The following is a 12,431-nucleotide window of genomic DNA, read 5'->3' on the forward strand; positions in this document are numbered from 1 at the left end:
CCCACTTCTCCCGACCGAACCTTTCCCGCCGGACCTTCCTCCGTGGCGCGGGCATCGCCCTTTCGCTCCCTCTGCTGGATGCCATGCGGCCGATTTTCGGCGCGGCCGCCCGGGCGGCGGAAGCACCCACCGCCGCACCCCGCCGCATGCTGGCCATCGAGACGACATGGGCCTCATCGCGGACAACTTTTTCCCGAAGGAGACCGGACTCGATTGGACGCCCTCGCCTTATCTGGAAATCATCCAGCAGCATCGCAAGGACTTCACCCTCTTCTCCGGCACCTCGCATCCGGCCGTCGACGGCGGCCACGCTGCGGAACTCGCCTTCCTCACCGCCGCGGCGCATCCGGGCGCGGGCGGTTTCAAAAACTCCATCTCGCTCGACCAATTCGCCGCCGAGCAGATCGGCTCCCGGACCCGCATTCCTTCGCTGACCATCCTGGTCGGCAGCGAAAATCGGCACAGCCTTTCCTTCACCCGCAGCGGCGTGATGATTCCCGCCGAGAAGAGCGCGGCGGCGATCTATCGACGCATGTTCGTGCAGGGCACGCCCCAGGAAGTCGAGGCGCGGGTCAACGATTTGCGCGAAGGGCGCAGCGTCCTCGATTTCGTCAACGACAGCGCGAAACGCATGCAGCGCGATCTCGGCCCGCGCGACCGCGAACGACTGGACCAATACTTTACCTCCGTGCGCGATCTCGAAGGACAACTCGTCGAGGCCGAAGCCTGGGAGCATCGTCCCAAGCCGAAAGTCAGCATGGCCGAACCGAAGGACATCACCGAAAACGACCTGCTCGTCCAGCGCCTGCAGCAGATGTTCGGCGTCTTGCGGCTCGCCCTGGAGACGGACAGCACCCGGCTCATCACCCTCTTCATCAACCCTTTCAGCATGGTGCCCAAGATCGATGGTGTGACGCACGAGACGCACAGCATCACCCACCACGGCAACCGCCCCGAGACCTTGCAGGAACTCGGGCTCATCGAAGCCGCGCACTTCCGGGTGCTCGACGAATTGCTCACCGGCCTGAAAGCGGCGAAGGAAGACAACGAGACGCTGCTCGATCGCACCCAGGTGCTTTTCGGCTCCTGCATGGGCAACGCCAACGCGCACGACAACCACAACCTGCCGGTGCTCATCGCCGGTGGCGGTTACAAGCACGGCCAGCATCTCGGCTTCGACCACAAGCAGAACTATCCGCTGCCGAATCTCTTTGTTTCGATGCTGCAACGCATGGGGTTGGAGACCGATAAGTTTGCCAGCAGTACGGGGACGATGCGCGGCCTGGACGTGGCATGAGGTCGCGTCTCGCTGGAATTCTGAGTGGGCTGGCGATTGCCACCAGCCTGGCCAACGCTGAAATCCCGAAGACGACGCGGGATTTCGTGGAGAATCACTGCGCCGATTGTCACGACGCGGACACGAAGAAAGGCGGCCTCGACCTAGATGCTTTCCTTGCGGCGCCGCTGGATGAAAAGACGTTTTCCAAGTGGGTCCGTTTGCACGATCTCGTGAACGACGACGAGATGCCGCCGAAGAAAAAGTCCCAGCCGACGACGGAAGAACGCGCCGCCTTTCTCAAGGAGGTCACCGGGTCGTTAATCACGAATGAACTGACGCGCCGCGCTGCGAATGGGCGCTCGACGTTCCGTCGTCTCAATCGCACCGAATACGAAAACACGTTGCGCGATCTCTTCGACCTCCCCGGACTCGCTGTCCGCGACATGCTGCCCGAGGATGGCCGCGCGGATGGCTACGACAAAGTAGCCGCCGGGCTCGACCTCTCGCATGTGCAGCTCGAGAAATATCTCGAGGCGGCGAGCAAGGCCCTCGATGCGGCCATTGCCACGCAACCGGAGCGCCCGCCACTCTTCCAGGACCGGCTTTACCCGGGCGATCAATACATGATCAAAATCATCCTGACGGGCGGCGATGGCGTCTGCCTGAAGGATCTGCAATATGATCCGTCAGTCTTCCCGCAACCGCTGGCGGGGAAGCCGGAAAAAGGCTTGCGGGAGCTCGAGCAGGAGAAGCTTTTTCCCTACCGCGGCAGTGTTGGTCTGTTCCGTCACGACGACGACGCCTTTCATGCCGATTTCGCCCGCTTCGCGCCGATTCAGGCGGGGTTCTATCGCGTGCGCGTGTCGGTCTGGAGTTTCCTCTGGGACAAAGGCCAGGTGCTCCCCTCACCGACGACACAAGTGGCTTCGCTCAACGCTTCGGATCGCGGTGTGCTCGGCTATTTCGACGCCCCGTCCCTCAAGCCGACCGAACATGAAATGATCGTGTGGCTGAATCGCGGCGAGCATCTCGTCTTCAACTGCGCCTCGCTCGTGCCGCGTTGCGTCGGCGAAGAAAAGGGCCGGGCGGCGCAAGCCACCACACCGGGCATCGCCATCGACTGGCTCGATGTGGAAGGACCGCTCTTCGACACGTGGCCTACGCCGGCGCACCAGCGCTTGTTCGGCGATTTGCCACTGACGCAGTTCGACAAGAAATCCGACATCAAGCCACCGCTTCGCATCCCGCAGGGGCAACACGCACCGGCCAATTTACCAAACTACAAACTCGACTATCCGAACCAACCGATTTGGACGGTGACATCGTCCGCGCCCGAGCAGGACGCGGAAAAGTTGCTCCGCGATTTCCTCCCCCGTGCGTTCCGGCATCCGGTCGGTGACGAAGAAGTCGCCCGCTATGTCGGCCTCGTGCGTGGGCGCCTCGCGGCAAAGGTGACGTTCGAGGAGGCGATGCGCAATGCGTATCAAGCCGCTCTCTGCTCGCCCGACTTTCTCTTCCTCCACGAGCCTCGCGGACCGCTCGAAGATCACGCTCTGGCTTCGCGTCTGTCTTACTTTCTGTGGGATTCCCTGCCCGATGCCGAACTCACGAAGCGTCGCCGATGCGGGCAAACTGCACGATCCAGCGACCCTGCGCGCCCAAGCCGAGCGCATGCTGAATGATCCCAAGGCGGAGCGCTTCATCACGGACTTCACGGACCAGTGGCTCGACCTGCGCGAACTCGACCTCACCAGTCCAGATAAGAAGCTCTACCCGGAGTTCCACCCCATCCTGCGCGACGCCATGCCCGCCGAGACGCGGGCCTTCTTCCGCGAATTGCTGGTCCACAATCTCCCGGTGCGCAATGTCGTCCACGCGGATTTCGCCATGCTCAACCAACGATTGGCCGAGCTCTATGGCATCAAGGACGTGAGCGGCTGCGAAGTGCGCAAGGTCTCCCTGCCTGCGGGCTGCGAACGCGGCGGCCTGCTCACCCAGGCGGCCGTACTCAAGGTCACCGCCAATGGCACCACCACCTCACCCGTGAAACGCGGTGCGTGGGTCATGCGCAAGATTCTCGGCCAGCCGCCGCAACCGCCACCGCCGCTGGTCCCCGCGGTAGAACCGGACATTAGCGGTGTCACCACCATTCGCGCGCAACTGGAAAAGCATCGCTCGGATCCGGTGTGTGCCGGGTTGCCACGCCAAGATCGATCCCGCCGGCCTCGCGCTGGAGAGCTACGATGTCATCGGTGGATGGCGTGATCGATATCGCTCCGTCGAAAAAGGCGACAAAGCCGAAGGTGCCTCCGGGCGCCCGGAATATTAGTTTCAAGCTCGGGCCGGCGGTCGATCCCAGCGGCCAGCTGCCGGATGGACGCGCCTTCGCGAACATCGATGCACTCGAGCGACTGCTCCTCGCCAATGAGCGCCAACTCGCGCGTAATCTGGCCGGGCAGCTCCTGACCTACGCCACCGGCGCGGCCCCGTCCTTCGCCGATCGCGCAGAGGTGGAACGCATTCTCGACGCCACGCAGAAATCGTCCTACGGCGTGCACGATCTCGTGCAGGCCGTGGTGCAAAGCTCGTTATTTACGAACAAATAGGTTCATAGCGACGGTTGCCATTATCTGCGCGGGGTGGCCCCGGACCACCTCGACGGCAGCCTCGATGAAGTCGCCTTCTACACCACGGTGCTGACTCCGGAGCAGATCATGAATCACTATCGCGCCTCCGGGGCGGATGATCACCTGCGGAAGCCGTGAAGTGTGGGTCGAGCGCGACTCCCTCCCCGCGGTCATTCTGAGCGGAGTGCCCCGGGTGGGCGAAGGTGGCGGGGCACGCAGTCGAAGAACCCCGTCGCTTTACCAGAGATTCTCGCTGGTTGTTCCACCGGGTCCTTCGACTGCGCGCTCCCCACTGGCCCACGAGCGCTCCGCTCAGGATGACACCGCGAAGAAGAGGTTCACGCCCTCCCATTCGCAAAGCCGGCCTACGCCACGCTCTTGGCCGTGGCCGACTTCTTCGTCTTGAGCAGCGGCAGGATCTTCTCCACGGCGGCTTCGGGCGTGAGGCCGTGCTTCTTGCGCAGAATATCCACAGCGCCGTGCTCGATGAATTGGTCGGGCCAACCGATGCGCACGACCGGCGTCTTGATGCCGGCGTCGCTCAGATGCTCGATCACGCCGCAGCCGAAGCCGTTGTGCAACACGTGATCTTCGAAGGTGCAGATGACCTCCGCGCTGCGCGCGAAGAACTCCAGCGTGCCGGTATCCAGCGGCTTGATCCAACGCGGATTGATCACCGCCGCGCTGATCCCCTGCGCTTCCAACAACGCCGCGGTCTGTTCCGCCATGGCGCACATCTGGCCGAGGCCAAACAGCGCGACGCGCGCCGGCTGGTTTTCGCCATGCTTGATGACTTCCGCCTTGCCGATCTCGAGCAACTTGGGCTGCGGCTTCGGCTGCGCGCCCGTGCCGGCACCGCGCGGATAGCGAATGGCGATCGGGCCACCATTGTAGTGCGCCATTGTCCAGAGCATGTCGACAAACTCGTCCTCATCCTTCGGCGACATATGCACGATCCCGGGCACGCCGCGGAGATAAGCGATATCGAAAAGACCATGATGCGTGGGACCGTCGTCACCGCTCAGGCCGCCGCGATCCATGCACAGCGCCACGTTCAGGTTCTGCAGCGCCATGTCAAGGAATGATCATGTCATAGGCGCGCTGCATGAACGTCGAATAGATCGCCAGGAACGGCTTGAAGCCTTCCACCGCGAGACCGCAGGCAAACAGGGCCGCGTGCTCCTCGGCAATACCCACGTCGAAATACTTGTTCGGATGCGCCTTGGCAAAATGCACCAGGCCCGTGCCCGTGGGCATCGCGCCGGTGATGGCCACGATCTTGTTATTCGTGTCGGCAAACTTGGCCAGCGTCTTGCCAAACAGCTCGCTGTAGGTCGGCGTGCTGGTGGGAGCCGTCTTGCCCGTCTTCGGCTCGAATTTGCCGAGCCCATGGAACTTGTCCGGCTGCTCCAGCGCGGGCGCGTAGCCCTTGCCCTTTTGCGTGAGGATGTGCAGCAGCACCGGCTCGTTCTGGGTCTTCAGGAACTCGAAGGTCCGGGTGAGCAGCGCAATATCATGCCCATCGATCGGGCCGTAGTAACGCAGCCCGAGGTCCTCGAACATCACGCTCGGCGCGAGCAGGTTCTTCACGCCCGCCTCGATCTTGGCGGCGAAATCCTTGGCAAACTTGCCGCCGAGCATTTCCACGAAATGCGCCGCCTTCTCGTGCAGATGGGCGTAGGTCGGGTGCGTGGCGATCTTGTTGAAGTAATGCGCGATGGCACCCACGTTCTTGGCGATCGACCACTCGTTGTCATTCAGCACCACGATGAAGCGCTTCGTGCTGTGGGCCACGTTGTTCAGCGCCTCGTAGCTCACCCCGCAGGTGAAAGCCGCATCTCCGGCGACGCAGACGATATTTTCATCGGACCCGCGGAGGTCGCGTCCCACCGCCATGCCGAGCGCTGCGCTCAGCGCCGTGCCGGCGTGACCCGCGCCGTAGCAGTCGTGCTCGCTCTCGGTGCGCAGCAGGAAGCCGTTGAGCCCCTCGTACTGCCGCATGGTTTCGAAACGCTCACGCCGCCCCGTGAAAAGCTTGTGCACATAGCCCTGATGGCTCACGTCGAAGATGAATTTGTCCTTCGGCGTGTCGAAGACGCGGTGCATGGCAATGGTCAACTCGACGACGCCGAGGTTCGGGCCGAGGTGGCCACCCACGGAAGTCGGGTTTTCATCCGAAAGCACGCGGATGAGTTCATCGCGCACCTCTTGGGCGAGCTGCGGCAGGTCTTTCTCCGGCAGGGCTTTGATGTCCGCAGGAGAATGGATCGTCGAAAGGATCGGCTTGGTCATGATCTAAAAAAGGCTTACGTCGTCGCGCAGCTTGGCGGCTGGTTTTTTTTCGGGTTCGAACTCCTCGATCTGCGGCTCACCCGCGGCATTGCGGGTGATGATTTCGATGCGTTTCTCGACCGCCGAGAGTTTCTGTTCGCAGACTTTCACCAGGGTCACCCCTTCCTCGTACCGGGTGAGCAATTCCTCGAGCGGCAGCTTGTCGGACTCCATGAGCTCGACGATCTGCTCCAGGCGCGTCATCGCGCTCTCGAAGGTTTCCTCGGATTTGGGAGCGGGTGTCTTGTTGGGCATGTGGGGCGTGAACTCTAAGCTCAGAAAGGCTTGGGGCTCAATCACTCTTCGTTGTTCTCCCAACGTTTCCGATCACTGTAGTAGATGCTCTCGCCGTCAACCGCCATGGGGGTCACGGCTTTCAGAGGGAAATCCTTGGTATTGACGCTACGCGTGATGAAAGCAGACCACTCCTTGTATTCCCCTCTCATGATGTCCGAGATGAAGGCCTTGTCGCCGGTCACCGGTGTGAGATACAGGCCCACGATACGGCCCTGGAGCTGGTTGTAATCGTTCAAGTCAAGAAAGTCGTGCACCGTCATCGGCAGCCAGAGACTTTGCCGGTCGGCATACCAGGCCACCGCCCAAGGCATATCGGAGGCGATGATTTCGTTCTCCCGGGTCCACTTCGAGAGGACTGAGATCGAGCCGGGATAATACGGAGGCCACCACACGGGCATCGTGCGCGCGCCGAAGAAGATGGTGAGCTGATTGAGGAAAGGGAACGCCGAGATTACGAAGATCAGCGTGAGAAAGGCCAGGCGCAGCAGGCGGATGTTGATATCGAGCCGGGTCCACATCACCAGCACCAGCGCCAACCCGTAAAAGACCATCAACGGGACGAAGAGAATGTGCAGGTCATTCGCCTTCACCTGGGTGGCGGTTTCCGGCATGCCAAAGACGGCCATGCCAAAAACGCCCGACACCCACATGGAGAGGATGAACCAACGGAAGACGGAGGTCTCCGGCCGCTTGAAGAGATGCAACAACCCCACGAAAAACACCGGTGCGAGCAGCGATTTGCCGAGCAATTCGAAGATGTTGTTCATCTGCAGGATGATCTGATTCTGAACCTTGGCCCGGAATACGGTCGGCGAAAGGCCCGTCAACGGCATCTCCATGGAACGCATGATCTCCGACTCCGACCCGCGAACCTGATCCAACCCCGAGTACCAGCCGAGCCCCACCGGGTTGCCGCACACGATTTGGTTGCGAATCATCCACGGCCCATAGAAGAGGACGAACACGCCCAGCATGATCGCCGCATCGCGTCCCCGGGGGCGGAAGTAGAAGACCGAGAAAAACAGCGCGCCGGCGAAGAGCCAGATGGTCAACCCATGCGCCAGCGCCAACAGGCCAAACAACGCCCCTACCCCGATCAACCACGGCAATGGACTGCGTCCCGCCACCTTCGCTTCAATCGCCCGCACCATGGCATGCGCCGCGGCGCTAAAGAGCAGCAGCATGAGCATCTGCGGCAGGCCGGACATCGCGTAATCCCAAAAGCGCTCGCAGAGCAGCATCAACCACACACTGAAGACCGCGAGACGCTCATCGAACAACCGCTTGGCGGTGAAGTAATTGATGAGCACCGCGAGCAGGAAGAACATCAACTGCGTAAAGGCAATGATGCGGTCGTAGGTGTAGACGAGCTGCTTCGTCGTCATCACGTCCTCGAAAGTATAGCGGTCGAAATACTCGGCTTTGTTGGCCAGCGATTTCACCCCGTTATTCGCCCAGTCCATGACCTTGAAAACGAGCGCGTTGATGTAGGGATTGAGCGGCGCGTGGTAGGTATCCGGAATCCGCTCGATGGGGAAACGCCCCGTCTCACGCTCGAATTGCCAGAGCGCCGCCGGCCGGATCAACTTCGTGCTGAATCCGTGGCCGCGGGAAATCTCCCGGGCGATTTCCGCCTGCTCGATCGCCTTTTCATGCGGCAGCCCCTTGAAGCCGGCGTATTCCCGGAAGAACCACAGGTAGACCATGAAGGCGATGGCCGCGAGGAGCAGGACGACCTTGACCCGGCGCACCCAGCCTCCCTGCTCCAGCGTGTGGACCATCTGCTGGACGCTGGTTTCGTTCACCCGGGCGTACTGCACGAGGAAGTAGATGCCGACGAAGGCCGCGCCAACGACGAGGAACCCAACCACCAGCCCCACGGGGGACGCGGCAATGATCGGTGAAAGGACAGAGTCTAAAACGGAATTCATGAATCGGCTTGTTCCTGGCCTTTCAGCTCATTGATCTTGCGATGCAGGGTGCGACGGCTGATCCCGAGCTTCCTGGCTGCTTGAGTGACGTTCCCGCCGGTCTCCTCGAGCGCCTGGAGGATGAGCTTGTACTCGGTTTGCTTGATGTTGTAGAGGTTGCCTTTCGTGGGAATGAATTTCGTCGACGACAGCGCGCCGCCACCATCGCTCGCCTCCCGGACTTCCGCCGGGATATTGCGCAGGCCGATCTTCGGACCGGAGGTCATGACCACGCAGTTCTCGATCACGTTGCGCAGCTTGCGGACATTGCCCGGCCAATCGTAGCGCAACAGCGCCTCCATCGCCTCGGGCGTCACCTCGGGCACCGGCTTCCCGTTTTCGTGGGAGAACTGCTTGAGGAAAGCGCTGACCAGCAACGGGATGTCTTCCTTGCGCTGGCGCAGCGGCGGCGTGGTGATCTTGACCACGCTCAGGCGGAAGAACAAATCCTCGCGGAATTTGCCCTCCGAGACCAGCTTGGCCAGGTCCTTGTTGGTCGCGGCCACCACGCGCACGTCGACTTTGATCGGCGTATTCCCGCCCACCCGCTCGAAGGTGCGCTCCTCACCGAGCACCCGCAACAGTTTCACCTGCGTCGCCGCATCGATCTCGCCGATCTCGTCGAGGAAGATGGTCCCGCCATTCGCCTGCTCGAAACGGCCGATGCGGCGCTCCGTGGCGCCGGTAAAGGCGCCGCGTTCGTGGCCAAAGAGTTCGCTCTCCAGCAGTTGCGCATTGAAGACCGCACAGTGCACGGCGACGAATTTCTGCTTCGGACGGCCACTGAGGGCATGCAGGGCATGGGCCACCAGTTCCTTGCCCGTGCCGCTCTCTCCCTGGATGAGCACCGTGGCCCGCGTCGGCGCCACCTGCCGGATGGTATCGAAAATCTCGTGCATCGGCAGCGATTCGCCGATGAGGTTTTCCAGGCCGAACTTCCGGTCGACCTGCTGCTTCAGCTCCATCACCTCCTTTTCCACCTTGCTGCTCCGCAGGGCGCGCTGGATGAGGATCTCCAGTCGGTCGATGTTCAACGGCTTGGTGATGAAATCGTACGCTCCGCGTTTCATCGCCTCCACCGCGGCATCCACCGAACCGTAGGCCGTCATCATGATGACGACGGGCGGATTGGGCATGCCCAGCGCCTTCTCGACCAGCGCCATACCGTCCTCGCCTGCCAGACGCAGGTCGGTGAGCATGAGGTCCACGTGCTCGCGTTCCAGCACGCTCATCGCCCCGCCAATATCAGCCGCGATATACACCTCAAAGCTATCTTCCAGGGACGCGCGCAGCCCTTCCCGGGTATGCTTTTCGTCGTCGACAATGAGGATGGTGGGATTCACGGGTGGGCGGAGAGCGGCGAGATGTAGCGGCGCGCGCCCACCTTGGCAAGGCTCCTACTGCGACATCCCCGTGACATTTCTGGGAAAAAACGTCCCAAGGTCCACTGAGAGGCCTCACCGGGGCGATTTCGGCACAGACCTCACGAGGTATCAAAAGCTTCCCGCTCTAGTAAGCAACAATACGCAGACGCAGTGGCAAAAATCGTCGCGCAGAGAAAAACCCTGGGAGCGGCGATCTCCAGGTCGCCGACCGAAAACAAACGCGCGGAGCGCCATCTTTGGGACGTCGCTCCGCGACGCAGGGTCTTTTCTAGAAAGTCGCCCCTCCCAGGCTTGCCTGTTCGCCAGGCGCTCAGCTAGTTTTCGCCACTTATGGAGGTCGAGCCGCGTTTCATGGATCCGCACGCCGAGGTCGCGCAGCACACCAATCGCCTTCCTCACTGGCAGCAGAACGAGGCCACCTATTTCGTCACTTTCCGGCTCGCAGATTCCGTCCCAGCCGAGCTCTTGCGCCAGTGGGAGCAAGAACGTGAAGCATGGATACGATGGAATCCCGAACCTTGGTCCCCCAAACAGGAACGCGAATACCGCGAACGATTTTCGATTACCATGGAGCACTGGCTCGATGCCGGTCACGGTGAGTGTCTTTTGCGTCAGCCGCCTTTGGCGCGGATCGTCGGTGACGCCCTTTGCCACTTCGATGGCGTCCGCTATGCCCAGCATGCGTGGGTCGTGATGCCGAATCATGTGCATGCGCTCTTCTCAGTGCGAGGTGAGGCAAAGATGCCAGCTATCATCCAAAGCTGGAAGAGCTTCACCTCCCGGGCAATCAATGGTCACCTGGATCGAATAGGTCCCCTGTGGCAAAAGGACTATCGCGACCGAATGGTCCGGAGCGCCCGACATTTCTTCAATTGCGCGAACTACATCCGGACGAATCCGGTCGTAGCGAGTCTCCCATCCTGCGAATATTTGCATTACGAAAGCAAAGCGGTTCGAATGCTCCTCGGCACGGAAGGCTAGCGGCGACCTGGATCGGGTCGCCCTGAGGGGATTTGCACCCGTCAGGGCTCCCACACCACCGGACGTGCGGTTTTCCGCATCCGGCGGTTTCACCGTGGCGTTTTAACGCGCCAGCAGGACTGATGGCATGAGGTATCCGTAACGACGCAGACTAGCCACGCTGATGGCTGCTTGCAGGGCGGGACTGCCCGCCATGCGCCATGCCCCCCGACTACTGCGGGCGCTGACCCAGTGGTGGCGGGAGATACCCAGGCGCTGGAACGCATGGAGTCGTCCCTGGGCGCAGTGCCACCGCTGCCAGTAGTATTTGCGAATGTGGCGGCGGATCCATCCATCCGCCCGCTTCACCCAGCGGACTTCTTCCGCCAGAGCAAAGTGGCTGCACCAGCCGCGCACATATTGGTTCCACTCTTCCCGCATCTCCTCGTTGCCGCGATGTCGCTGGGGCCGCCAAAAGGCACGCACCTTCTCTTGCAAGTGGGTCAGGCTCTTTTGGGCGATTTCAATCACCCCTTGGGCGTTGATGCTGAACCCCAGCAACCGGCGTCCTGTGGTCGGTCCCGTTCCGCTCTTGGTCTGGTTGACCTTCAAGCGCAGCTTCTTTTCGATCCAGCCGATGAGGCTGGAGAGGACCCGTTGCGCGGCGGCGGCACTGCTCACATAGATGTTGCAGTCGTCCGCATAGCGCACATAGGCCAGGCCGCGCCCTTCCAGTTCCCAATCCAATGGGTCGAGGTAGATGTTCGCCAGCAGGGGCGAGAGCGGCCCGCCTTGCGGCGTGCCTTCCTCGTTGTCCTGCACCACTCCGTTGACCATCACCCCGGCCTTCAGATACCGACCGATCAGGGTTCTGACTCTCACGTCGCTGACCGTCTCCCGCAGCCGGTGCATCAAAAGGTTGTGGTTGACCCGGTCGAAGAACTTTTCGATGTCCAGATCGATCACGTAGCTTTTGCCCTCCTTCACGTAGGCTTGCGCCTGCCGCACCGCGTCGTGCGTGCTGCGTCCGGGTCGAAACCCATAGCTGCGCGCACTAAAGCGCGGCTCGTAGATCGGCGTGAGCACTTGCAAAAGCAGTTGCTGCACGAAACGATCCAGCACCGTGGGGATGCCCAGATCGCGTTCTCCGCCTCCAGGCTTGGGGATCTTCGTCCGGAGGACCGGACTCGGAGTATACCGACCCGCCAGCAGTTTGGCCCGAATGGCCTCCCCGTGGCGTTGCAGGTGTTCCACGAGCTCGCTGCAGCGCATCCCGTCAATGCCGGGCGCACCGCCGTTGCTCACCACTGCTTTCCATGCCGTGTGCCAATTTTCCGGGCTCACGGCTTCCTCCATCAGTTGCTCGATCATGGCTTTCTGTCGCCGGCGCTCAACCAGCTCGACTCGACCCCGCCCGACGCCGCCCGCCCCGGCTCCACCGGTTCTGCCGCGCCGTGCCCGTCCGCAGTAGTTGGCCGCAGTTGCCACGCCGCGCGTTCCAGAGGTCTCTCGCCTCGCTGGTTGGCTCCTGGTTGAGCCATGTTCGTTGGTGCTTCCGCCCTTCGCTCCTCCCGACTTTCGC

9 protein-coding genes and 2 pseudogenes are annotated in these 12,431 nt (G+C 61.8%); 6 read left to right on the forward strand and 5 right to left on the reverse strand.

Annotation, left to right across the window (positions count from 1 at the left end; translation table 11 throughout):
• Nucleotides 1-166 precede the first annotated feature (166 nt).
• From CFE428DRAFT_RS15860 to CFE428DRAFT_RS39850, 5 genes and pseudogenes are all read left to right on the forward strand, one after another.
• Nucleotides 167-1,297: a DUF1552 domain-containing protein gene (locus CFE428DRAFT_RS15860; protein WP_006980603.1), complete on the forward strand. Its 1,131-nt coding sequence runs from the start codon at nt 167-169 to the stop codon at nt 1,295-1,297.
• Nucleotides 1,294-2,961, forward strand: coding sequence for a DUF1587 domain-containing protein (locus CFE428DRAFT_RS33790; RefSeq protein ID WP_006980604.1), 1,668 nt, complete (start codon nt 1,294-1,296; stop codon nt 2,959-2,961). The genes CFE428DRAFT_RS15860 and CFE428DRAFT_RS33790 overlap by 4 nt, the downstream gene beginning before the upstream one ends.
• Nucleotides 2,951-3,608 (forward strand): annotated as a pseudogene (locus tag CFE428DRAFT_RS35760) (DUF1588 domain-containing protein). The gene CFE428DRAFT_RS33790 and the pseudogene CFE428DRAFT_RS35760 overlap by 11 nt, the downstream one beginning before the upstream one ends.
• Nucleotides 3,523-3,885: a DUF1585 domain-containing protein gene (locus CFE428DRAFT_RS33800; protein WP_006980606.1), complete on the forward strand. Its 363-nt coding sequence runs from the start codon at nt 3,523-3,525 to the stop codon at nt 3,883-3,885. The pseudogene CFE428DRAFT_RS35760 and the gene CFE428DRAFT_RS33800 overlap by 86 nt, the downstream one beginning before the upstream one ends.
• 33 nt (nt 3,886-3,918) lie before the next feature.
• Nucleotides 3,919-4,044: a hypothetical protein gene (locus CFE428DRAFT_RS39850; protein WP_006980607.1), complete on the forward strand. Its 126-nt coding sequence runs from the start codon at nt 3,919-3,921 to the stop codon at nt 4,042-4,044.
• A 227-nt stretch (nt 4,045-4,271) separates the two neighbouring features.
• Here the strand turns inward: CFE428DRAFT_RS39850 and dxs are convergent.
• The 4 genes and pseudogenes from dxs to CFE428DRAFT_RS15885 all read right to left on the reverse strand — a co-directional run bounded on the left by dxs (nt 4,272) and on the right by CFE428DRAFT_RS15885 (nt 9,847).
• Nucleotides 4,272-6,198 (reverse strand): annotated as a pseudogene (gene dxs / locus CFE428DRAFT_RS41150) (1-deoxy-D-xylulose-5-phosphate synthase).
• Nucleotides 6,199-6,201: 3 nt separating this feature from the next.
• Complete coding sequence (gene xseB / locus CFE428DRAFT_RS15875) at nt 6,202-6,492, reverse strand: exodeoxyribonuclease VII small subunit (protein WP_006980610.1); 291 nt, start codon at nt 6,490-6,492, stop codon at nt 6,202-6,204.
• A 41-nt stretch (nt 6,493-6,533) separates the two neighbouring features.
• Complete coding sequence (locus tag CFE428DRAFT_RS15880) at nt 6,534-8,465, reverse strand: ArnT family glycosyltransferase (protein ID WP_006980611.1); 1,932 nt, start codon at nt 8,463-8,465, stop codon at nt 6,534-6,536.
• Nucleotides 8,462-9,847, reverse strand: a complete 1,386-nt coding sequence (locus CFE428DRAFT_RS15885) for a sigma-54-dependent transcriptional regulator (protein WP_006980612.1) — start codon at nt 9,845-9,847, stop codon at nt 8,462-8,464. The genes CFE428DRAFT_RS15880 and CFE428DRAFT_RS15885 overlap by 4 nt, the downstream gene beginning before the upstream one ends.
• Before the next feature lie 372 nt (nt 9,848-10,219).
• Here CFE428DRAFT_RS15885 and CFE428DRAFT_RS15890 point away from each other — a divergent pair, with 372 nt between their 5' ends.
• Nucleotides 10,220-10,870 carry a transposase gene (locus CFE428DRAFT_RS15890; RefSeq protein ID WP_006980613.1) on the forward strand — a complete coding sequence of 217 codons (651 nt, stop codon included), beginning with the start codon at nt 10,220-10,222 and terminating at the stop codon, nt 10,868-10,870.
• Between the two features lie 102 nt (nt 10,871-10,972).
• Here the strand turns inward: CFE428DRAFT_RS15890 and ltrA are convergent, their stop codons facing one another.
• Nucleotides 10,973-12,220 carry a group II intron reverse transcriptase/maturase gene (gene ltrA / locus CFE428DRAFT_RS15895; protein WP_006980614.1) on the reverse strand — a complete coding sequence of 416 codons (1,248 nt, stop codon included), beginning with the start codon at nt 12,218-12,220 and terminating at the stop codon, nt 10,973-10,975.
• Between the last annotated feature and the right edge of the window lie 211 nt (nt 12,221-12,431).

Source organism: Chthoniobacter flavus Ellin428 (genome assembly GCF_000173075.1).
Classification (GTDB): Bacteria; Verrucomicrobiota; Verrucomicrobiia; order Chthoniobacterales; family Chthoniobacteraceae; genus Chthoniobacter; species Chthoniobacter flavus.